The following is a 23522-nucleotide window of genomic DNA, read 5'->3' on the forward strand; positions in this document are numbered from 1 at the left end:
TAATACGAGGGGTGAGAATAGAAAAAGGAGTTTTCTTGTATGGAATCGAAGAAGTATCAAGCCTTTTGGCGTGGGGCTATTATATTAACAATTGCAAGTTTTGTTACAAAGGTATTAAGCGCTTTTTACCGTATTCCATATCAAAATATAGCGGGTGATATTGGTTTTTATATTTACCAACAAATTTATCCGTTTTATGGATTTTGTTTAATTTTAGCTACTTATGGATTCCCCATTATAATTTCAAAAATGGTTGCGGAACGATTAGAGCGAGGGAAACAACAAGAAGCAAAAGAAATTATTTGTGTATCTTTTTGGTTTTTATTAGGAATTGGATTCATAGGATTTTTCACATTGTTTTTTGGTGCCGAAGCAATTGCAACAGCCATGGGCGATATACACTTAGATAAGTTATTACGTGTTATTTCCTTTTCATTCATATTGATGCCGTTTTTATCTGTAGCAAGAGGATATTTTCAGGGATTCAATAATATGATGCCAACAGCTGTTTCGCAAGTGATAGAACAAACGATTCGTGTCTCTATTATTGTATTTTTATCTCTCTTCCTAATTGCTCATGGATTTGATTTATATACAGTCGGTGCAGGTGCTATGTTAGGTTCAATCGCAGGCGGACTGATTGGGATTATCGTACTTGTACTTTATATGCGTCATGACTTTCGTTCTATATTCTTCAAAAGTGTAAAGAGAATTAAGGGCAAAAAGAGGATCATTAAAATTCTATTTTGGCAGGGATTGGCGATTTGTGTTAGTAACTTAGTACTTATTTTTATACAAATGGCTGATTCTGTTTCCTTCTATTCCTTACTTATTGGGGCAGGAGAACCAGCTGAAAGTGCAAAGGTATTAAAAGGTGTGTATGACAGAAGTATCCCGCTTATGCAATTAGGGACTGTCGTGACAACTTCTTTCTCTTTGTCGCTTATTCCGATCATTACAGCGGCAAAGGAAAGAGGAGATCTTTCTTTTATTCGAGAAAAGGTAAAGTTAGCAATGAAAATAACATTTGTTATTGGATTTGCAGCGGCCATCGGATTAACTTGTATTATTCAGCCTACGAATATTATGTTGTTTGAAAATAGTGATGGGTCAGATGTTTTATCCATTTTATCTTTATCTATTTTATTTAGTTCGTTGTCGATTACAACTGCTTCTATTTTGCAAGGGTTAGGACAAACATTAAAACCAGCAATATTCGTTATATTTGGGAGTTGTTTAAAGTTAGCTTTAAATTATATATTAATGCCGTATTTTGGTGTGAAGGGAGCTGCAATCGCAACACTAGTTGCGTTACTTGTAATTTCTGTGTTAAATAGTGCATTACTTATGCAAACTGTATCTGAATCGCTGATCGATAAACGTAATATGTTAGGTGTAGTTATTAGTGGTATCGGTATGGGATTTGTATTAATAATGTTTATGCGTGTGATGCAAATGTCTGGATTAGTAATTGATACGGAACATAGAGGAATTGCGACAATTGAGGCGTTGTTAGGTGTAGCTATCGGTGGATTGGCATATATGTTTTTAATTTTAAAATTACGTGTATTTACAAAAGCGGAAATAGGAACCGTGATGAAAAAAGAGAAAAAAGAAGGTTCATTGAAGAAGAGTGGATAGAGGTGGCAGGTTGTGAGTGGAATCATTACTATTTTAGGATTAGGTGCTGGTGAATTAGATCAGTTAACGATGGGTGTATATCGAAAAATAAAAGAAGCAGATCACATGTTTGTTAGAACGAAGGAACATCCCGTTATAGAAGAGTTGGAGAAAGAAGGTATACAATATACAGCCTTTGACAGTGTATATGAAGCACATGATACATTTGAAATTGTATATGAAACAATTGCAAATACATTGTTAGAAAAAGCTGAAGGCGCAGAAATCATCTATGCCGTTCCAGGGCATCCGCTTGTAGCGGAAAGAACGGTTCAGCTATTGTTGGAAAAAGGCGAAGTAGCGAATGTTGAAGTGCGCATTGAAGGTGGGCAAAGTTTCCTTGATCCGATGTTTGCAAGTCTAAAGATTGATCCGATTGAAGGATTCCAATTAATTGACGCCACATCATTTGAAAGAGGACAATTAGAATTACGCCAACATTTAATCTTTTGCCAAGTATATGACGCATTCGTTGCATCTGATGTGAAATTAACATTAATGGAGATGCTACCAGATGATTATGAAGTGTATATTGTAACAGCTGTAGGGACTTCATTTGAACAAGTTAAAAAAGTGCCGTTGTACATGTTAGATCATGAAACGGAGTTGAATAATTTAACGAGTGTATATGTACCACCAGTTCAGGAACGTGCATCCTTGTATCAACAGTTTGATGTGCTTAGAGAAATTATTGCAGACCTTCGTGGACCGAATGGTTGTCCGTGGGATAAAAAGCAAACACATCAATCGTTAAAGAAGTATTTAATTGAGGAAGCTTATGAAGTGTTGGAAGCAATTGATGAAGAGGATGACGATCACTTAGTAGAGGAATTGGGTGATGTATTATTGCAAGTTATGCTGCATGCTCAAATCGGAGAGGATGAAGGTTGGTTCTCTATAGATGATATTATTCGAACTTTATCTGAGAAAATGGTTCGTCGTCATCCGCATGTATTTGGGAATACAGATGTAAATAATGCCGATGAAGTACTTGCCAATTGGGAAGAAATTAAAAAACAAGAAAAAGGGTTCGTGAAAGAATCTGTTTTAAATGGAGTTCCAAAAAGTTTGCCACAGTTACTACGCGCTTATGAAATCCAGAAAAAAGCTGGCAAGGTTGGTTTTGATTGGGTTGATGTACAACCGATGATAGAGAAAGCTTTAGAAGAATGGCAAGAGTTCCAACAAGAAGTTACAAACATGGATGAGGCGAAGATGTTAGGTGAATTCGGCGATTTACTATTTGCGTTTGTTAATATAGCTCGTCATTATAAAATAGATCCAGAAGAGGCGTTACATTCAACGAATGAGAAATTCGTCGGTCGTTTCTTATACATGGAAGCAAAGGTGGCTGAAATGAATAAAGAGATGCAAGATTTATCATTAGAGCAGTTGGATGTTTTATGGGAAGAGGCAAAACAAACAGAGCGTTAATAGGGGGATTTGATATGCGTTTAGATAAGTTTTTAAAAGTATCACGTTTAATTAAAAGAAGAACATTAGCGAAAGAAGTAGCTGATCAAGGAAGAATATCAATTAATGGTCAAGTGGCAAAAGCGAGTTCGGATGTGAAAGTAGCTGATGAATTAACAATTCGTTTTGGTCAAAAAATAGTAACTGTAAAAATAAACGAATTGAAAGAAACGACTAAAAAAGAAGATGCAGCAAATATGTATAGCTTAGTTCGCGAAGAAAAAGTAAAGGCTGAAGAAGGCTTGTTCTAAAATCAATTATCCCTTCATACATTACTATTAGCTAGTATAAATGTATGGGGGGATTTACGTGAATAATGGTTACTCACCTATGTCTTCTAATCAACAAAATGTTTCGGTAGAGCATGATATTGTTATGCGTGGCAGGCGTGTAATTGACATTACCGGTGTAAAACAGGTAGAGAGTTTTGATAGCGAAGAGTTTTTACTTGAGACTGTAATGGGCTTTTTAACAATTCGTGGTCAAAATTTGCAAATGAAAAATTTAGATGTAGAAAAAGGTGTTGTATCAATTAAAGGGAAAGTTCATGAGATGCTGTATATTGATGAGAATCAAGGGGAGAAAACTAAAGGTTTCTTTAGTAAGTTGTTTAAATGAGCCTAACAATTCAGTTGTATACGATGCTCTCAATGATCGGAATGGGTGCTTGGATTGGAGCGTCTTTAGATACATACCAACGATTTTTAAATCGTCAAGAACGTAAACGTTGGCTTGTATTTATACATGATATACTATTTTGGATTGTCCAAGCATTATTCGTTTTTTATGTATTGCTTCTTGTAAATGAAGCTGAACTACGTATATATGTATTTTTGGCATTATTATGTGGTTTTGCGGCATATCAAAGCTTATTGAAAGCACTATACATGAAACTGTTAAATTTTCTCATCTATATTTTTATGCAAACAACACATTTTTTTGTTCAAATTATAAAGCTACTCATGATAAAACCTGTTATTATTATAGCGCAGCTATTTATTGCATTTATATTATTCTTATTTCGTATACTGCTTTCAATTGGACATGTGTTATGGAAAATGGTGATTTGGATATTACTTTTCATATGGAAAGTTTTTTTCTGGCCTGTTCGATTTATTGCTTCGCTCATATGGAAACTTCTCCCTAATTGTGTTAAACTTTTTATAATGAAACATGTAGGGTTCCTGCAATATATAGCAAAATTGAAGGGACACATCTTCCAATTATGGGAGCGTATAAAAAAGAAGTTAGGGGGACCTCGGAAATGAGGGAACTGAGACAAAGAACAATCGAAAAACAGAGTCCAAATCCTGTTAAAGAGCATATAATACAAACGGATGAGAACAGGAAGCGACTTTATCGCCGTTTAGCGGTTTTTCTTGTCTTTGCTTTTACAATTATTGCGAGTATTAGTGTAACGTTTTATCAACAAAACAGTTCCATTAGAGCAAAAGAAGCAAAAGTTAAGGACATGAAAAAAGAACTGGATTCATTAACGAATAAAGAAAAGAGTCTAAAAGACGAAGTTCAAAAGTTAAATGATGAAGAGTACGTATTAAAGATTGCTAGAAGGGATTATTTCTTCTCTGGAAAAGGGGAGATAATTTTTCCTGTTTCTAAGTAGAGTATGTCTTATTGACACTATATTTTAGGATTATATATAATAAAGTAAAATTTGACTTTTTAACCACTAAGGAGGAGCATTTTTTTTATGTCAATCGAGGTAGGTAGCAAGTTACAGGGTAAAGTAACAGGTATTACAAATTTTGGGGCTTTTGTGGAGCTGCCAGAAGGCTTAACGGGTCTTGTTCATATTAGTGAAGTTGCTGATAATTATGTGAAAGATATTAACGATCACTTAAAAGTGGGCGACCAAGTAGAAGTAAAAGTTATTAACGTTGAAAAAGATGGCAAGATCGGTCTATCTATTAAAAAAGCGAAAGAGCGTGAAAAAACAGAAGGAGATCGTCCACGTGGTGAATACCAACGCGGTGGCGGCGATCAACAACGTTCTGGACGTCCACAACGTAATCGTTCTTTCAACAGAGATAATCGTGGCGGCGGTAACGAACGAGCTCCAAAAGAAACATTCGAGCAAAAGATGGCGCGTTTCTTAAAGGATAGTGAAGATCGTTTAACTTCTTTAAAACGTAACACAGAATCTAAACGTGGTGGCCGTGGCGCACGTCGCGGATAATAAGAACGTTTAATTCTTAGTATATAGAGAGGTGCCCAGGGCGATTGCTCGGGGTGCTTTTTTATATGTGAAAATATATTTTTAAAAAAGTTTTCAAGATGTGTTGACTTTAAAATGTATCTGAGGTAAGATACTAATTGTCCGTTAAATAAGACGACATGGCGGTGTAGCTCAGCTGGCTAGAGCGTACGGTTCATACCCGTGAGGTCGGGGGTTCGATCCCCTCCGCCGCTATATTTAATTTAACGGCCCGTTGGTCAAGTGGTTAAGACACCGCCCTTTCACGGCGGTAACACGGGTTCGAATCCCGTACGGGTCATCCTAAAAAGATCATGCAAATTTGCATGATCTTTTTTTGTTAAATAAATTAAGACATACAATACTTCTACAAAATCACCCTATATTTTCTGAATGTTCAATTAAAATATCAAGAATACATTACATACCGTGTATATATGTAGAGTTATTTCGAATAAAAAGTCGAACGATTATAAAAGTGAAAACTGTTGTTTTGACAAAAATCCCAATAATCATCTTTTATAATGACAGTAATTAAACTATGCAGGTGGTGTTAAAAATATGCCTAAAGCAGGAAGGAATACTATGAATACAAGTGCATTGGCAATGAATGAGAGTCAGCTTGGAGCCGTAAAGTGGACAAGTAAGTTGCGAATGAAGTTTGAGCAAGTTTTCTTTAGATGGGGATTTATTATTGTTGTTATTGGTTTTCTTTTGGGACGAGCATATATATTAACAAACATTTTACCGTTTGCACTGCCGTTTTTTGCTGCTGTTTATGTTATGAAGCGGGATAAAATGCCGCTCGCGTTCTTGGCTCTAATGGGGGGCGCACTTTCAGTTTCGATAGATAATCTATTCTTTACCTTTGCATCTATTTTTACTTTCTTCATTTATAATATCTTCTTTAGTCGGTTTACACGTAAAACTGTTGGACTTGTTCCATTCCAAGTATTTATCTCCGCATTAACCGCACATTTAGTTGTCGTATATTTTGCGCAACAAACTGTTACCATGTACGATTTACTCGTTAGTACGATTGAAGCAGGGCTGAGCTTCGTATTAACTATGATATTTTTACAAAGTGTTCCGCTTCTAGTCGAACGAAAAGGTAAACAACAAGCACTAGAGACAGAAGAAATTGTTTGTTTAATTATATTACTAGCATCTGTTTTAACAGGTACAACAGATTGGTTCGTATATGACGCTTCTATTCAACATATTTTTACTAGGTATTTAGTGCTCGTGTTTGCATTTATCGCGGGGGCTGCTACGGGATCTACCGTGGGGGTTGTCACTGGGTTAATATTAAGTTTAGCCAATGTCTCCAGTTTGTCTCAACTTAGTCTACTTGCCTTTTCCGGATTGCTTGGTGGTTTGTTAAAAGAAGGGAAGCGTTTAGGTGTTAGTTTAGGTTTATTAATTGGGACGAGCTTGATTACGCTGTATGTAGACAAGCAAACAAACATCGTGACAACTTTAATTGAATCCGGTGTGGCGATTGCTTTCTTCTTATTAACACCGAAACTTGTTATGGATCGCATTGCTAAGTTTATGCCAGGCACACAGGAGCATTCGCAGGATCAACAACAGTATTTAAGAAGGATGCGTGATGTTACAGCGAATAAAATTAATCAATTTGCCAATGTGTTTGCTGCTTTATCTAATAGCTTTTCTGTATATGGGTATGTGGAGGAGGATGATAAAGAGACAGAGGCAGATTTATTCTTAAGTACAATTACTGCAAAAACATGTCAAACATGTTTTAAAAAGGATCAATGCTGGGTAGTGAATTTCGACAAAACGTACGATTATATGAAACAGATAATGAGCGAAACGGAAGAGGGGACGTTGCAGCATAATCGGAAGTTAGTTCGTGAATGGGACAAACATTGTGTAAGAGGTAAGAAAGTGACAGATTTAGTAGCAGGTGAATTAGATCACTTCTATGAGGGGCAAAAATTACGAAAACAAATGAAAGAAAATCGCAGGATAGTAGCGGAGCAACTATTAGGCGTATCAAAAGTTATGGAGGATTTTGCTAAGGAAATCCAAAGAGAACGAGAAAATCATCAAGTACAGGAAGAACAGATTCTGCAAGCGTTTCGTGATTTCGGTGTAGAAGTAGAGCACGTTGATATATATTGTTTAGATAGAGGGAGTATTGATATTGAAATGCTGATTCCGGTTGCATCTAATGAACATGGAGAATGTGAAAAGTTAGTTGCGCCGATGCTTTCTGATATTTTAAAGGAAAATATAGTTGTTAAAAATGAAGAAAAATCTTCTTATCCGAATGGCCACAGCTTAATATCATTTGGTTCAGCAAAAACGTATTCTCTTGATACTGGCTTGGCTACAGCTGCAAAAGGCGGTGGGTTTGTTTCGGGGGATTCTTATGCGATGATGGATTTAAGTGTTGGTAAATATGCGCTTGCAATTAGTGATGGTATGGGAAATGGGCAAAGGGCTCATATGGAGAGTAAAGAAACGGTAAAATTATTACAAAAAATACTTCAATCAGGCATTGATGAGGAAATAGCAATTAAATCTATCAATTCTATTCTTTCTTTAAGAACAACAGAAGAGATGTTTACGACGTTAGATTTGGCTATGGTAGATTTGCGGGATGCGAGTGCAAAATTTTTAAAGATTGGATCGACGCCGAGTTTTGTTAAACGCGCAAACAATATTTCGAAAATTGAAGCAAGTAATTTACCGATGGGGATTATTGAGGATGTTGAAGTTGATGTAGTGGGTGAACAATTAAAAACTGGCGATATTCTTATTATGATGAGCGATGGGATTTTTGAGGGAGCCCAACATGTGGAGAATCATGAACTATGGATGAAACGAAAAATTAAAGAACTACAAACCGAAGATCCGCAAGAAATTGCTGATATCATTATGGAAGAGGTGATTCGCTCTGGTGATGGTTATATAAATGACGATATGACTATTGTTGTGGCGAAAGTGAAGAAAAATATGCCGAAGTGGGCTACGATTCCGATTGTAGGAATGCAAGCACAATAAACTTTAAGTGTTATGTTTCTCTGTCGCCGTTTCTTTCTAAAAACCTAGGTGGATGCCTAGGTTTTTTTGCTTTAAAAGATAATATTATTATTTTTTTGAATATGTACGGTTGATGTAAGATAAAAATGTAATTTTTGTATATCTTTTTTTTGCACAATGTTTGTAAAAGTTGTACCATTATAAACAAGGTAACTAACGTTGCTGTTCTTGTTTAATGAAAGGTGATTACGAAGTTGAAAGATACATTTGTTGAAAAGGTAGATGACTTTGTAAAGCAGCATGATGTATTAAAGGAACGTTCAACAATTGTTGTAGGGGTTTCTGGTGGTCCAGACTCTTTGGCTCTTCTATATTATTTGTTAGAAAAAAGAGCAGCAAAACAGTTGGAAATTGTAGTGGCACATGTGGATCATATGTTTAGAGGTGATGAATCTCATGAGGACCTACAGTTTGTACAGGACCTTTGTAAGGGACTGGGAGTTATTTGCGAAACGATAAGGATTAATGTGTCGCAATATCAACAGCAATACGGGCTTAATGCACAAGTTGCTGCTAGAGAATGCAGATATGCATTTTTGGAAAGAATAATGAAGAAATATGATGCGAGATATGTAGCTCTTGGACATCATGGTGATGACCAAGTAGAAACGATTTTAATGCGCCTTGTGCGAGGGAGTACTCCGAAAGGATATGCAGGCATTGCAGTGAAGCGTCCTTTTCATAATGGATATTTAATTAGGCCGTTACTTGGAGTAACGAAGGAAGAAATTGTTGATTACTGTAATAAGCTAAAAATAATTCCTCGTATAGATCCAAGTAATAAAAAGGAAGTATATACAAGGAATCGATTACGTAAATATGTCCTTCCGCATTTGAAAGAAGAAAATTCACAAGTGCATGAGAAATTCCAGAAATTTAGCATGCAGATGCAAGAGGATGAGGCGTATTTGCAGGAATTAGCTTTTGAGAAAATGAATAAAGTAATTACAAAAAAAAGTGATAAACAAATTAGCTTATCAATTCCTGCCTTTGAATCCATGTCTATGCCTTTACAAAGGAGAGGGATTCAACTAATATTAAACTATCTTTATGAATATAAGATTCCATCTTCTCTTTCCTCTATACATATTGACAAAGTGATTGAATTTTTTAAGCGGACACAACCTTCGGGTTCACTTGATTTCCCAGGTGATTTAAAAATTGTCCGCACATACGAGGAGTGTAGCTTTGGATTTAAACAAGAAATTGTTTCTCCTTTTTTGCAAGATTTATCAGTACCCGGGGCAATTACGCTATCGAACGGGGATAAGCTTGTAGCAGAGGTGAGCGAAGATATACCAAGTAACATGAATGAAACAGTATTTGTTGCTAAGTATAATGATATATCATATCCACTTCGTATTCGGTCTAGGGAAAATGGAGATCGCATGTCAATACAAGGTATGAATGGCACCAAAAAGATAAAAGCTATTTTTATCGAGGCAAAAGTACCAAGAGAAAAAAGAGAAGAATGGCCGGTCGTTTGTGATGCAAGTGGGAATATTATTTGGATACCCTTGTTGAAGCGATCTGCATTTGCTATCTCGAAAGAGATCGCAAAGAAGGATAAATATATGATTATTCACTACAAAAGCAAGGAGTCTTCCGGGAGGATAATGAAATGATGAATCAAGATATCGAAAAAGTATTAATTTCTGAAGAACAAATACAAGAAAAGGTGCTCGAATTAGGCGCAATTATTGCAGAGGATTATAAAAACACAGTACCTCTTGCAATCGGCGTATTAAAGGGTGCAATGCCATTCATGGCAGATTTATTAAAGAGAACAGATACATATCTTGAAATGGACTTTATGGCTGTATCTAGTTACGGTCACTCTACTGTTTCAACAGGCGAAGTGAAAATTTTAAAAGACCTTGATACTTCTGTAGAAGGTCGCGATATTTTAATCGTTGAAGATATTATTGATAGCGGTCTTACGTTAAGCTACTTAGTAGACCTATTTAAATATCGTAAAGCGAAATCTGTAAAAATTGTTACGTTATTAGATAAGCCAACAGGCCGCAAAGTAGATTTGAAAGCGGATTATGTTGGATTTACTGTACCGCATGAATTTGTTGTAGGGTATGGATTAGATTATAAAGAGCAGTACCGTAATCTTCCTTATGTAGGAGTATTAAAACCAAGCGTTTACTCAAATTAATTAAATACAGGCGTCACAATTGTATAGGAAAGTTTTTCTATGTTACGATTTACTATAGTGTTTATGCCGTGAGAGGAGGTTAGGAATGAATCGTATCTTCCGTAATACCATCTTTTATTTACTGATATTCCTAGTAGTAATTGGAATCGTGAGCTATTTTAATGGTTCGACACAAAAAACGACATCAGTTAGCTACGATAAATTCATTACTAAACTAGAAAAAGGTGAAGTGCGTAATGTGCAACTTCAACCGAAAAATGGTGTATTTGAGGTAAAAGGACAATTTAACAACTCTAGCCAAGGAGAACAATTTGTTACTTATGCACCAAATACTGAGGAATTACAAAAGAAAATTAATGACAAAGCGCAAGGTGCTGAAGTTAAGTATCAACCAGCAGAAGAAACAAGTGCTTGGGTAACATTCTTCACTTCTATCATTCCGTTTGTTATTATCTTCATTTTATTCTTCTTCTTATTAAACCAAGCTCAGGGCGGCGGTAGCCGTGTTATGAACTTCGGGAAAAGTAAGGCGAAGTTATATAATGACGAAAAGAAAAAAGTTCGTTTCAGAGATGTTGCTGGAGCGGATGAAGAGAAACAAGAGCTTGTTGAGGTAGTTGAATTCTTGAAAGACCCTCGTAAGTTTGCTGAAGTTGGTGCCCGTATTCCGAAGGGTGTTCTATTAGTAGGACCTCCAGGTACAGGTAAAACTTTACTAGCACGTGCCGTTGCAGGTGAGGCAGGCGTTCCGTTCTTCTCTATCAGTGGTTCCGATTTCGTAGAGATGTTTGTCGGTGTCGGTGCATCACGTGTACGTGATTTATTCGAAAATGCAAAGAAAAATGCTCCTTGTATCATTTTCATTGATGAAATTGATGCAGTAGGACGTCAACGTGGCGCAGGTCTTGGTGGTGGCCATGATGAGCGTGAGCAAACGTTGAACCAATTACTTGTTGAAATGGATGGATTCGGTGCAAACGAAGGTATTATTATCATCGCTGCGACAAACCGTCCTGATATTCTTGATCCAGCATTATTACGTCCAGGTCGTTTTGACCGTCAAATTACAGTAGATCGTCCAGATGTAAATGGCCGTGAAGCTGTACTGAAAGTACATGCTCGTAATAAACCGCTTGATGAGAATATCAACTTAAGAGCAATCGCAACTCGTACACCAGGATTCTCTGGTGCCGATCTTGAAAACTTATTAAACGAAGCTGCTTTAGTGGCTGCGCGTCAAGATAAGAAGAAAATTGATATGAGTGACATTGATGAAGCGACGGATCGCGTTATTGCAGGTCCTGCTAAGAAAAGTCGTGTTATCTCTGAAAAAGAACGTAATATCGTTGCTTTCCATGAAGCGGGCCATACTGTAATTGGTGTTGTTCTTGATGAAGCTGATGTCGTTCATAAAGTAACAATTGTCCCTCGTGGTCAAGCTGGTGGATATGCAGTAATGCTTCCGAAAGAAGATCGTTACTTCATGACAAAACCAGAGTTACTTGATAAAATCACTGGTTTACTTGGTGGTCGAGTGGCTGAGGAGATTGTATTTGGTGAAGTGAGTACAGGTGCTCACAACGACTTCCAACGTGCGACTGGCATTGCAAGACGTATGGTTACGGAATTCGGTATGAGTGATAAGCTTGGACCGATGCAATTTGGTAGCTCACAAGGTGGTCAAGTGTTCTTAGGAAGAGACTTCCATTCAGAACAAAACTACAGTGATGCAATTGCACATGAAATCGATGTGGAAATGCAAACAATTATGAAAGATTGTTATGCTCGTGCGAAAGAAATTCTTACTGAAAATCGTGATAAACTAGATCTTATTGCGAAAACGCTACTTGAAGTAGAAACGTTAGATGCAGAGCAAATCAATCATTTATGTGATTACGGCAGATTGCCAGAACGTCCAACGTCTTCAGCTGATGTGAAAGTAAACATCAACATGAAAAAGGACGATGAAGAATCAGAAGATAAGTAAGAGATGAAGGAGTGACGATGGTCACTCCTTTTTTTATTTGTGGAACGAGATGAAGTAGAAAAGAATTTAAATAAATCGGGTATTAAAAATTGAAATAGGGCGTAATCTTTTTGTAAAATGATGAGGATAGAAAAGCTGATTATATAAGTATGTGTGATATGATGTTTTTATAAGTTTTATACATACTGCACAAATATAGATTAAATAAGATAAGTGGTGAGAATATGATTTTTGTATTGGATGTAGGGAACACAAATGCTGTGCTAGGCGTGTTTGAAGACGGGGAACTCCGTCAACATTGGCGCATGGAAACAGATCGTCATAAGACAGAAGATGAATATGGAATGCTTGTAAAGCAATTGCTTGAGCATGAAGGTCTTTCGTTTGAAGATGTGAAAGGTATTATCGTGTCTTCAGTCGTACCACCAATTATGTTTGCTTTAGAGCGCATGTGTGAAAAGTATTTTAAAATTAAACCGCTTGTAGTAGGTCCTGGAATAAAAACAGGGCTAAATATTAAATATGAAAATCCACGTGAAGTAGGCGCGGACCGAATTGTAAATGCAGTAGCAGGGATCCATTTATATGGAAGTCCGCTTATTATTGTCGATTTCGGTACGGCTACTACATATTGTTATATTAACGAAGAAAAGCATTATATGGGTGGGGTTATTACGCCGGGAATTATGATTTCAGCAGAAGCTTTATATAGTAGAGCGGCAAAACTTCCTCGTATTGAAATTACAAAACCAAGCAGTGTCGTTGGAAAGAATACGGTAAGTGCGATGCAATCTGGTATTCTTTATGGTTATGTTGGACAAGTGGAAGGTATTGTTAAGCGTATGAAAGAGGAAGCTAAACAAGAACCGAAAGTTATTGCAACAGGTGGATTGGCGAAATTAATTTCAGAAGAATCGAATGTAATTGATGTTGTAGATCCATTTTTAACATTAAAAGGTTTGTATATGTTATACGAGCGTAATGCAAATTTACAGCATGAGAAAGGTGAATAAATGAGTATGAAAGATTATTTAGTAAAAGCGTTAGCGTTTGATGGAGAAGTGCGTGCATATAGTGTACGTACTACAAACACAGTAAGTGAGGCGCAAAGACGTCATGATACATGGAGAACAGCTTCAGCGGCACTTGGTCGTTCTTTAACTGCAGGTACAATGATGGGCGCAATGTTAAAAGGTGACCAAAAGTTAACGATTAAAGTAGAAGGTAATGGTCCGATTGGTCCTATCTTAGTAGATGCTCATGCAAATGGCGATGTACGTGGTTATGTAACGAATTCGCATGTTGATTTTGAAGGAACGGAGCAAGGGAAATTACGTGTATATCAAGCGGTAGGTACTGAAGGATTTGTAACAGTAATTAAAGATATTGGTATGCGTGAGCCGTTTATTGGTCAATCTCCAATTGTTTCAGGAGAATTAGGGGAAGACTTCACGTATTATTTTGCAGTTTCTGAGCAAACACCTTCTTCTGTAGGTGTTGGCGTTCTTGTAAATGGAGATGACAGTGTATTAGCGGCAGGTGGATTTATCCTTCAAATTATGCCAGGTGCACAAGAAGAAACAATTTCATTCATTGAAGATCGTTTGCAGAAGATTCCTCCTGTATCAACGTTAATCGAACAAGGGCTTTCTCCCGAAGAGTTACTGTATGCAGTTCTTGGAGAAGATAAAGTAAAAGTATTAGAAACGATGGATGTTCAATTTAATTGCACATGCTCACGCGAACGTATTGAGAGTGTGTTAATTAGTTTAGGTAAAACAGAGTTAGAGCAAGTTCGTGCAGAAGAAGAAGAGACAGAAGTTCATTGTCATTTCTGTAATGAGCGATACAAGTTCTCTAAAGAAGATATTACAAATTTAATTGAGAATTTGTAATAAGGGAAGTAAGGGAATACATCCTCTAAATAGATTGACAAACAGGGAATTTTCTGACAAAATCTAAATATAAATAAAACCAATAAAAATACTCGGTGTTAGGAGTGACAGGAATGCGAGTGGCACAATCAGTTTCAGAATTAATCGGGAAAACGCCGATCGTTAAGTTGAACCGCATCGTAGAATCAGACAGCGCTGATATATACTTAAAATTAGAATTTATGAATCCAGGGAGCAGCGTTAAAGATCGTATTGCATTAGCTATGATTGAAGATGCTGAAAACAAAGGATTATTAAAAGAAGGCGATACAATCATTGAGCCGACAAGTGGTAACACAGGGATTGGTTTAGCGATGGTAGCGGCCGCTAAAGGATATAAGGCAATTTTAGTAATGCCAGAAACAATGAGTATTGAGCGTCGTAATTTATTACGTGCTTACGGTGCGGAATTAGTATTGACTCCAGGGCCTGAAGGAATGGGTGGAGCGATTCGTCAAGCGACTGAATTAGCAAAAGAGCATGGCTACTTTATACCACAACAGTTCAAAAACCAATCGAATCCAGAAATACATCGTTTAACAACAGGTCCAGAAATTGTTGAACAAATGGGCGACCAATTAGATGCATTTATTGCAGGTATTGGTACAGGTGGAACGATTACTGGTGCTGGTGAAGTACTGAAGGAAGCGTATAAAGATATTAAAATTTATGCAGTAGAACCTGCGGATTCACCAGTATTATCTGGTGGGAAACCGGGTCCACATAAAATCCAAGGAATTGGGGCGGGATTCATCCCAGAGACATTGGATGTAGAGGTATATGATGAAATTGTGCAAGTGAAAGCGGAGCAAGCATTTGAATATGCAAGAAGAGTGGCTAAAGAGGAAGGTATTTTAGTGGGTATCTCTTCTGGAGCGGTTATTTATGCGGCAACAGAAATTGCGAAAAAGTTAGGTAAAGGGAAAAAGGTACTTGTTATTATCCCAAGTAACGGTGAACGTTATTTAAGTACACCACTTTATCAATTTGAGTCTTAATTATATGTGATTGAAAAAGCATCCTTGAAAAAGGGATGCTTTTTCTTTTTGGATTGGAAATAGGAAAAGAGTGAATGACTAGAAAACTTCATGTAAAATAAGAGGTAGTATAATTAATTTATTTTCACTAGCCTTCTAGTGTAACTACTCTATATACATAACGAATGTAGTTTGAAGTGGTTAATCTAAGAGGGTGGGATAAAAGAAGACGGGGTGTTGATATGCAACGAAGAAAATCTTTAGCGCTTTCTATTCCATATCAGTTAGATTTCTTTAAGCAATATAAATTTCTTTCTAAGGATAAACCGCAACATATTTTGTTAGAAAGTGGACGTGGTGGTCGTTATAACATTGTGGGATTAAACCCAGTAGCGGTAATCCGAGGGAAGGGTGAAACGTTACATATAAGCGAAAGTGGTAAGGAAACAATAAAGCAAGGAAACCCATTAGATTTAATGCAGGAATATATGGAGCGATGGAAAACTGACTATAATCCAGAGTACCCGCCGTTTCAAGGTGGTGCGATTGGTTACTTTAGTTATGATTGCATCCGTTATATTGAAAAACTTCCTTCTCTTGCAGAGGATGACATTAATATACCTGATATATTCTTTTTATTATTTGATGATGTGTTTGTGTATGATCAAGAAGAGAAAGTATTATGGATTATTACACATTATGTAGATAAGCATGAAGAGGCAAAAGAGCGATTAAATGAGTGGGAGGTTCTTTGGGCGACAGAAGCGCCGGAAGTGACTATACCATTTGCATGCCCTGAAAAGAAAAGTGAAGAAGTTGCTTTTACAGAAGAAAGTTTTATGAAGGCGGTTGAATGTATTCAAGAATATATTGGGGCTGGTGATGTGTTCCAAGTAAACTTGTCGACGAGACAAGAAAGAACGTTACAAACACACCCGCTAGAAATTTATACAAGTCTTCGTGAAATTAATCCATCTCCATATATGGGTTACTTGGAGCTTGGGGATTTTCAAATTGTTAGTGGATCGCCAGAGTTGTTAATTAAGAAACAAGGAATCGAAGTAAGTACAAGACCGATTGCTGGAACGAGATCTAGAGGTGCGAATGAGCAAGAGGATGAAGCGTTAGCAAGAGAATTAATTGAGAACGAAAAAGAAAGAGCAGAGCACGTCATGCTTGTAGATTTAGAACGAAATGATTTAGGGCGTGTTTGTAAATACGGCACTGTAGAAGTAGATGAATTTATGGTAATCGAGAAATACTCACATGTAATGCATATTGTTTCTAATGTGCGTGGTGAGGTGGATGAAGATAAAGATGCTTTTGATTTAGTGAAGGCTGTATTCCCTGGGGGAACAATTACTGGTGCCCCGAAAATACGTACGATGGAAATTATTGAAGAATTAGAACCTGTTCGCAGAGGGATTTATACAGGTTCAATTGGTTGGATCGGTTATTCTGGAGATACAGAATTGAATATTGTAATTAGAACACTTCTTGCTAAAGATGGAAAAGCTCATGTACAAGCAGGAGCGGGAATTGTAATTGATTCAAATCCGGAAAATGAATATAAAGAGTCGTTAAAAAAGGCGATTGCTTTATGGCGTGCAAAAGAACGTAGTGAAGAAACGGTTAGGTGAGAGAAATGATATTAATGATTGATAATTATGATTCTTTTACATTTAATTTAGTGCAGTTTCTAGGAGAACTTGGACAAGAGCTTGTTGTTAAACGTAACGATGAAGTGACCATTTCAGATATTGAGAATATGAAACCAGACTTTTTAATGATTTCGCCAGGTCCGTGTAGTCCTAATGAAGCAGGTATTAGTATGGAGGTTATTCAATACTTTGCTGGAAAGATTCCGATTTTTGGGGTTTGTCTTGGGCATCAATCCATTGCGCAAGTATTCGGTGGAGAGGTTGTTCGTGCCGAGCGCTTAATGCATGGAAAAACGTCGCTTATGCATCATGACGGAAAGACGATTTTTTCGGATATTCCTAATCCGTTTACTGCGACGCGCTATCATTCCCTTATCGTTAAGAAAGAGACGTTACCTGATTGCTTAGAGGTAACATCTTGGACAGAAGAAGGGGAAATTATGGCACTCCGTCATACAACATTACCAATTGAAGGTGTACAGTTCCATCCGGAATCAATTATGACTTCCCACGGGAAAGAGTTGTTGCAGAATTTCATTCGTAAATACAGTCCAAGTGTGACATCGTGTTAATTTACGTAAATGGTGAGTATGTAGAAGCAAGTGAAGCGAGAATTTCTCCTTATGATCATGGCTATTTATATGGCCTTGGGGTTTTTGAGACATTTCGTATTTATAATGGTCATCCGTTCTTATTGGATGATCATTATGATCGTTTAATAGATGCACTGAATACATTGCAAATCAAATGGACAATGACGAAAGATGAAGTATTGCTTATTTTGAAGAACCTACTCGTGGAGAATGAATTAGAGCATGCGTATGTCCGTTTTAATGTATCAGCGGGTATAGATGAAATTGGGTTGCAAACGGAAATGTATGAAGAGCCGTCTGTTGTTGTTTTTATAAAACCTTTAGTAGCCCCGGGAGATGTAGTGGAAAAAGAAGGGGTTGTTTTAAAGCAAGTGCGAAATACACCAGAGGGTGCGTCTCGCTTGAAGTCTCATCATTTTTTAAATAACATTTTAGGGAAACGTGAAATTGGAAATGTTGTGAATAAGGAAGGGATTTTCCTTACTGAAACAGGTTATGTTGCAGAGGGTATTGTTTCGAATCTCTTTTTCGTAAAAGGCGATATTTTATATACACCTTCGCTAAAAACAGGGATTTTAAATGGTATCACTCGTGCGTTTATTATAAAGGTTGCTGAAGAGTTAGGTATAGAAGTAAAGGAAGGTTTCTTTACAAAAGATGAATTACTTTCAGCTGATGAAGTTTTCGTGACAAACTCGATTCAAGAAATTGTTCCACTTTATCATGTAGAGGGACGAGATTTCCCGGGTAAAGTAGGTATGGTTACAAAAAGGTTTATGAGTCTTTATGAAATGCAGAGAGAGAAATTGTGGAGCAGAAATGAATTGTGAAGAGGAGATGTGTAGTTTGAAGTGGGATTATGATTTGCGCTGCGGCGAATATACATTGAACTTAAATGAAAAAACCTTAATTATGGGGATTTTAAATGTAACGCCAGATTCGTTTTCTGATGGTGGGAGTTACAACGAGGTAGAGGCTGCGGTGCGCCATGCGAAAGAAATGCGAGATGAAGGTGCTCATATTATTGATATCGGCGGTGAATCTACTCGTCCGGGTTTTGCTAAAGTATCAGTGGAAGAAGAAATAAAGCGAGTTGTTCCGATGATTCAGGCAGTTTCAAAAGAAGTAAAATTGCCTATTTCTATCGACACGTATAAAGCTGAAGTTGCAAAACAAGCAATCGAAGCTGGTGCTCATATTATTAATGACGTTTGGGGAGCGAAGGCGGAACCGAAAATCGCTGAAGTTGCAGCTCATTACGATGTACCTATTATTTTAATGCATAATCGCGATAACATGAATTATCGCAATTTAATGGCTGATATGGTTGCTGATTTATATGACAGTATTAAAATTGCTAAAAATGCTGGTGTGCGAGATGAGAATATCATTTTAGACCCAGGCATCGGTTTTGCTAAAACACCTGAACAAAATTTAGAAGCGATGCGTAATTTAGAACAGTTAAACGTACTAGGTTACCCAGTGCTGTTAGGTACTTCAAGAAAGTCCTTTATTGGGCATGTGCTAGATTTACCGGTAGAGGAACGTCTTGAGGGAACGGGAGCTACCGTTTGTCTCGGTATTGAAAAGGGTTGTGAATTTGTTCGTGTTCATGATGTGAAGGAAATGTCACGTATGGCTATGATGATGGACGCGATGATTGGTAAGGGGGGAAAGTAATTGGATAAAATCTATGTTCATGATATGGAGTTTTACGGTTATCATGGTGTATTCCCAGAGGAAAATAAATTGGGTCAGAGATTTAAAGTGGACTTAACGGTGGAATTGGATTTGAAGCGGGCAGGGGAAAGTGATGACTTAGAGTATTCTGTCAATTATGGAGAGCTTTTCGAATTATGTAGAAAAGTTGTTGAAGATAGAACGTATAAGCTTGTAGAGAGTATCGCTGAAAATATTGCTGCAGATATATTGAAACAATATGAGAGTATTTGCCGTTGTACAATTAAAGTAATCAAACCAGATCCGCCGATACCTGGGCATTATCGTGCTGTAGCAGTGGAAATTACGAGAGGGCGTCCATGAATAATATAGCTTACATTGCATTAGGCTCAAATATCGGAGAACGTCACACGTATTTAACTGAAGCGATTCAGTTTCTAAATAAAAATCCTTATATCCAAGTTGAGGATGTTTCGTCTGTATATGAAACGGAACCAGTTGGTTATACTGACCAAAGTTGCTTTTTAAATTTAGTTGTAAAAATTTCTACCAATTTATCACCGCAAGAGTTATTGAAGGTTACGCAAAGAGTAGAGAATGATTTAGGAAGAAAAAGGGAAATCAGATGGGGTCCGAGGACCATCGACCTTGACATTTTACTATATAATCAAGAAAATATTGAAGCAGAGAATCTTATTGTTCCGCATCCGCGGATGTTCGAAAGAGCTTTTGTTATCGTTCCGTTGTTAGAGATTAATCAAGATATTAAACAAAACATTTCACGTTCACAAGTAGAAGAAATGAAAAGGCGAGAGGGAGTAACGGTATGGAAGCAGAAAAATGGGGAAGACGCATTCGTGCTTTTCGAAAGCTAAAAGGCTATACGCAAGAAGGTTTTGCTAAAGAGTTAGGGGTATCTGTATCTGTTTTAGGTGAAGTTGAGAGAGGGAATCGATCGCCTTCCCAAGATTTTGTAGTAGAAGTTGCTAAGGCATTGAAGGTTTCGGTGGAGGAATTAATGCCAAAGTGACTATGAAGGAAGGAGTAAGTCGAGTGTTAAAGATCGCAAATATTGAGATGAAAAACCCGGTTGTATTAGCACCGATGGCGGGAGTGTGTAATTCTGCATTCCGTTTGACAGTAAAAGAATTTGGTGCAGGACTAGTTTGTGCTGAGATGGTAAGTGATAAAGCGATATTGCTTAATAACAAAAGAACATTAGATATGTTATATATTGATGAAAGAGAAAAGCCATTAAGTTTACAAATTTTCGGCGGAGAGAAAGAAACTCTTGTAGATGCTGCGAAATATGTAGATAAATATACGACAGCAGACATTATTGATATTAATATGGGGTGCCCAGTACCGAAAATCATTAAGTGTGATGCGGGAGCAAAGTGGCTTTTAGACCCGAATAAAATATATGAAATGGTAGCGGCAGTTGTAGATGCTGTTGAAAAGCCGGTTACAGTTAAGATGCGTATTGGTTGGGATGCAGATCATATTTTTGCAATTGAGAATGCGAAAGCTGTTGAGCGTGCTGGCGGACAAGCGGTAGCGGTTCATGGGCGTACACGAGTACAAATGTATGAAGGGAAAGCGGATTGGGATATTATTAAACAAGTAAAGCAAGCTGTAAATATCCCGGTTATCGGAAATGGTGATGTCGAAACACCACAAGATGCAAAGCGCATGCTTGATGAAATTGGTGTAGATGGTGTTATGATTGGTCGCGCTGCCCTTGGGGACCCGTGGATGATTTATCGTACGGTAAAGTATTTAGAGACAGGTGAATTAATGCCGGAACCGACAGTGCGCGAGAAAATTGACGTATGTATGTTGCATCTAGATCGTCTTATCGATTTAAAGAACGAAAATGTCGCTGTAAGAGAAATGAGAAAGCATGCAGCTTGGTACTTAAAGGGTGTTCGTGGTAATGCAACTGTACGTAATGGAATCAATGCTTGTAATACGCGTGAAGACCTTGCGAATGTATTAGGTGCATTTGTAGAAGAAGTAGAAGTGAAACAACAAACAATTCACGTTGGTTAATAATAGATAGGGAAGATTGACATTCTTCTATACACTTCCTATAATTACGTGAAAGAAAGAAGAACTGCCAGCTAGTTGCTGGCAGTTTTTCTAGTTGAGTAGAAAATGCTATACTGTATATATTGTAAAAATTAATAGAGCTGGAGTGATATCAATACCATGGATAACATGAACCACGAAGAATTAAACGACCAATTGCTTGTTCGTCGTGAAAAGTTACATAACTTACGTGAGCAAGGAATCGATCCGTTCGGTAAACGATTTGAACGTACAAATGCAACAAATGACTTATTAAGCTTATATGGAGAGTTCTCTAAAGAGGAATTAGAAGAGAAAGAAATCTCTGTTTCTATCGCTGGTCGTATTATGACAAAACGCGGTAAAGGAAAAGCTGGATTTGCACATATTCAAGATTTACATGGACAAGTTCAAATTTATGTTCGTAAAGATGCTGTTGGAGATGAAGAGTACGAATTATTTAAAACAGCAGATTTAGGTGACTTAGTAGGTATTGAAGGTAAAGTATTCAAAACAAACGTTGGAGAACTTTCAGTGAAAGCAACGGGCTTTACACTATTAACGAAATCTCTTCGTCCATTACCGGATAAATATCATGGGTTAAAAGATGTTGAACAACGCTACCGTCAACGTTACTTAGATTTAATTACAAGTATGGAAAGCCGTGAAACATTCGTTACTCGTAGTAAGATCATTCGTGAAATGAGAAGATACTTAGATGACAATGGTTACCTTGAAGTGGAAACACCTATGATGCATGCAATTGCAGGTGGAGCTTCTGCGCGTCCTTTCATTACACACCATAATGCGTTAGATATGGAATTATACATGCGTATCGCAATTGAACTTCATTTAAAACGCCTTATTGTGGGTGGATTAGAAAAAGTTTATGAAATCGGTCGTGTATTCCGTAATGAGGGTGTATCAACTCGCCATAACCCAGAGTTTACAATGATTGAATTATATGAGGCGTATGCTGATTATAAAGATATTATGAAACTAACAGAAAATATGGTTGCTCATATTGCGAAGCAAGTACTAGGTACAACAACAATCCAATATGGTGATTATGAAATTAATCTAGAGCCAGAATGGACACGTCTTCATATGGTAGATGCGATTAAAGAACACTCTGGAGCAGATTTCTGGAATCCAATGAGTGTAGAAGAAGCGCGTGAACTTGCAAAAGAACATAATGTAGGTATTAAGGATACGATGGAAGTTGGTCACATTATAAACGAATTCTTCGAACAAAAAGTAGAAGATAAATTAATCCAACCAACGTTTATTTACGGTCATCCGGTAGAAATTTCGCCACTTGCGAAAAAGAATGACGAAGATCCACGATTCACAGATCGTTTCGAATTATTTATCGTTGCACGTGAACATGCAAATGCATTCACTGAGCTAAATGATCCGATTGATCAAAAAGAACGTTTTGAAGCGCAACTAAAAGAGCGTGAACAAGGTAATGATGAAGCCCACATGATGGATGATGATTATATTGAAGCTCTTGAGTACGGTATGCCTCCTACAGGTGGACTAGGAATTGGTATTGATCGTCTTGTTATGCTATTAACGAATGCGCCATCTATTCGTGATGTATTATTATTCCCTGCCATGCGTCATAAACAAGACTAAGCTTTGGAGATTTCTCCAAAGCTTTTTTTATTTGAGTAAGAGTTGCATGGGGATAGTAGTTCTTGATGGCGCAAGAAATTATATTTATATAGAAGAAATATGCTGTTTTTATACTTTTTTACTAAGTTAAAAATTTTATTAGAAAAACTATTGCATTTTAATAATCAAACTGGTATATTTATATTCGTTGCCACGAAAGGTAACAAGAAAAACAAACGAAAAACAACTTATTGAAAAAAGTTGTTGACGAAGATATAACGAAATGTTATATTAATAAAGTCGCTTCTGAGCGACAGATAAGTTCTTTGAAAACTGAACGAAACAAACAACGTGAAACGTCAATTTTTATTTTTAGATGCTAGACAAACTAACTTT

23 protein-coding genes and 2 tRNA genes are annotated in these 23522 nt (G+C 37.1%); all 25 read left to right on the plus strand.

What is annotated here, in order from left to right; translation table 11 throughout:
- The first annotated feature begins 39 nt into the window (after positions 1–39).
- Positions 40–1641 carry a putative polysaccharide biosynthesis protein gene (locus tag PDL00_RS31470; RefSeq protein ID WP_242257020.1) on the plus strand — a complete coding sequence of 534 codons (1602 nt, stop codon included), beginning with the start codon at positions 40–42 and terminating at the stop codon, positions 1639–1641.
- Positions 1642–1653: 12 nt separating this feature from the next.
- On the plus strand, positions 1654–3114 hold the full coding sequence (gene mazG / locus PDL00_RS31475) for a nucleoside triphosphate pyrophosphohydrolase (protein WP_270733475.1): 1461 nt from the start codon (positions 1654–1656) through the stop codon (positions 3112–3114).
- Between the two features lie 14 nt (positions 3115–3128).
- A complete protein-coding gene (locus PDL00_RS31480; protein ID WP_001234876.1) occupies positions 3129–3404 on the plus strand; it encodes an RNA-binding S4 domain-containing protein in 276 nt (91 codons plus the stop codon).
- Between the two features lie 58 nt (positions 3405–3462).
- Complete coding sequence (gene yabP, locus PDL00_RS31485) at positions 3463–3771, plus strand: sporulation protein YabP (RefSeq protein WP_001059102.1); 309 nt, start codon at positions 3463–3465, stop codon at positions 3769–3771.
- The gene (gene yabQ, locus PDL00_RS31490) at positions 3768–4421 is read left to right on the plus strand and encodes a spore cortex biosynthesis protein YabQ (RefSeq protein WP_270733477.1); all 654 of its coding nucleotides are present in this window, start codon (positions 3768–3770) and stop codon (positions 4419–4421) included. The genes yabP and yabQ overlap by 4 nt, the downstream gene beginning before the upstream one ends.
- On the plus strand, positions 4418–4777 hold the full coding sequence (gene divIC, locus PDL00_RS31495; RefSeq protein WP_001208737.1) for a cell division protein DivIC: 360 nt from the start codon (positions 4418–4420) through the stop codon (positions 4775–4777). The genes yabQ and divIC overlap by 4 nt, the downstream gene beginning before the upstream one ends.
- Before the next feature lie 87 nt (positions 4778–4864).
- Positions 4865–5350, plus strand: coding sequence for a S1 domain-containing RNA-binding protein (locus PDL00_RS31500; RefSeq protein ID WP_000021453.1), 486 nt, complete (start codon positions 4865–4867; stop codon positions 5348–5350).
- 160 nt (positions 5351–5510) lie between these two features.
- A tRNA-Met gene (locus tag PDL00_RS31505) sits at positions 5511–5584 on the plus strand.
- Positions 5585–5597: 13 nt separating this feature from the next.
- A tRNA-Glu gene (locus tag PDL00_RS31510) sits at positions 5598–5669 on the plus strand.
- A 260-nt stretch (positions 5670–5929) separates the two neighbouring features.
- Entirely contained in the window at positions 5930–8401 is a 2472-nt protein-coding gene (gene spoIIE, locus PDL00_RS31515) for a stage II sporulation protein E (RefSeq protein WP_270733484.1), read from the plus strand.
- Positions 8402–8634: 233 nt separating this feature from the next.
- The gene (gene tilS / locus PDL00_RS31520) at positions 8635–10065 is read left to right on the plus strand and encodes a tRNA lysidine(34) synthetase TilS (protein ID WP_242257022.1); all 1431 of its coding nucleotides are present in this window, start codon (positions 8635–8637) and stop codon (positions 10063–10065) included.
- Entirely contained in the window at positions 10062–10604 is a 543-nt protein-coding gene (gene hpt / locus PDL00_RS31525; protein WP_000981838.1) for a hypoxanthine phosphoribosyltransferase, read from the plus strand. The genes tilS and hpt overlap by 4 nt, the downstream gene beginning before the upstream one ends.
- Positions 10605–10689: 85 nt before the next feature.
- Positions 10690–12591: an ATP-dependent zinc metalloprotease FtsH gene (gene ftsH, locus PDL00_RS31530; protein ID WP_001079662.1), complete on the plus strand. Its 1902-nt coding sequence runs from the start codon at positions 10690–10692 to the stop codon at positions 12589–12591.
- Between the two features lie 224 nt (positions 12592–12815).
- Positions 12816–13604, plus strand: a complete 789-nt coding sequence (locus PDL00_RS31535) for a type III pantothenate kinase (protein ID WP_149178472.1) — start codon at positions 12816–12818, stop codon at positions 13602–13604.
- Between the two features lie 6 nt (positions 13605–13610).
- Positions 13611–14486, plus strand: coding sequence for a redox-regulated molecular chaperone HslO (hslO, locus tag PDL00_RS31540; protein WP_270733489.1), 876 nt, complete (start codon positions 13611–13613; stop codon positions 14484–14486).
- A 113-nt stretch (positions 14487–14599) separates the two neighbouring features.
- A complete protein-coding gene (gene cysK / locus PDL00_RS31545; protein WP_270733491.1) occupies positions 14600–15523 on the plus strand; it encodes a cysteine synthase A in 924 nt (307 codons plus the stop codon).
- A gap of 221 nt (positions 15524–15744) precedes the next feature.
- Entirely contained in the window at positions 15745–17142 is a 1398-nt protein-coding gene (pabB, locus tag PDL00_RS31550) for an aminodeoxychorismate synthase component I (RefSeq protein ID WP_270733492.1), read from the plus strand.
- A gap of 5 nt (positions 17143–17147) precedes the next feature.
- A complete protein-coding gene (gene pabA / locus PDL00_RS31555) occupies positions 17148–17735 on the plus strand; it encodes an aminodeoxychorismate/anthranilate synthase component II (protein WP_088022345.1) in 588 nt (195 codons plus the stop codon).
- A complete protein-coding gene (gene pabC / locus PDL00_RS31560; protein ID WP_270733495.1) occupies positions 17729–18586 on the plus strand; it encodes an aminodeoxychorismate lyase in 858 nt (285 codons plus the stop codon). The genes pabA and pabC overlap by 7 nt, the downstream gene beginning before the upstream one ends.
- Positions 18576–19436 (plus strand): dihydropteroate synthase, encoded by an 861-nt coding sequence (gene folP, locus PDL00_RS31565; RefSeq protein ID WP_242257391.1) that lies wholly within the window; start codon positions 18576–18578, stop codon positions 19434–19436. Before pabC ends, folP begins: the two co-directional genes overlap by 11 nt.
- Positions 19437–19799, plus strand: coding sequence for a dihydroneopterin aldolase (gene folB / locus PDL00_RS31570; RefSeq protein ID WP_242257392.1), 363 nt, complete (start codon positions 19437–19439; stop codon positions 19797–19799).
- Entirely contained in the window at positions 19796–20311 is a 516-nt protein-coding gene (gene folK / locus PDL00_RS31575) for a 2-amino-4-hydroxy-6-hydroxymethyldihydropteridine diphosphokinase (protein ID WP_001059441.1), read from the plus strand. Before folB ends, folK begins: the two co-directional genes overlap by 4 nt.
- A complete protein-coding gene (locus PDL00_RS31580) occupies positions 20263–20466 on the plus strand; it encodes a helix-turn-helix domain-containing protein (RefSeq protein WP_000387029.1) in 204 nt (67 codons plus the stop codon). Before folK ends, PDL00_RS31580 begins: the two co-directional genes overlap by 49 nt.
- Positions 20467–20489: 23 nt before the next feature.
- On the plus strand, positions 20490–21488 hold the full coding sequence (gene dusB / locus PDL00_RS31585; protein WP_270733497.1) for a tRNA dihydrouridine synthase DusB: 999 nt from the start codon (positions 20490–20492) through the stop codon (positions 21486–21488).
- A gap of 159 nt (positions 21489–21647) precedes the next feature.
- The gene (gene lysS, locus PDL00_RS31590) at positions 21648–23147 is read left to right on the plus strand and encodes a lysine--tRNA ligase (protein WP_000369672.1); all 1500 of its coding nucleotides are present in this window, start codon (positions 21648–21650) and stop codon (positions 23145–23147) included.
- Positions 23148–23522: the final 375 nt, after the last annotated feature.

The organism is Bacillus cereus group sp. TH152-1LC (assembly GCF_027710505.1).
GTDB classification, from domain to species: domain Bacteria; phylum Bacillota; class Bacilli; order Bacillales; family Bacillaceae_G; genus Bacillus_A; species Bacillus_A mobilis.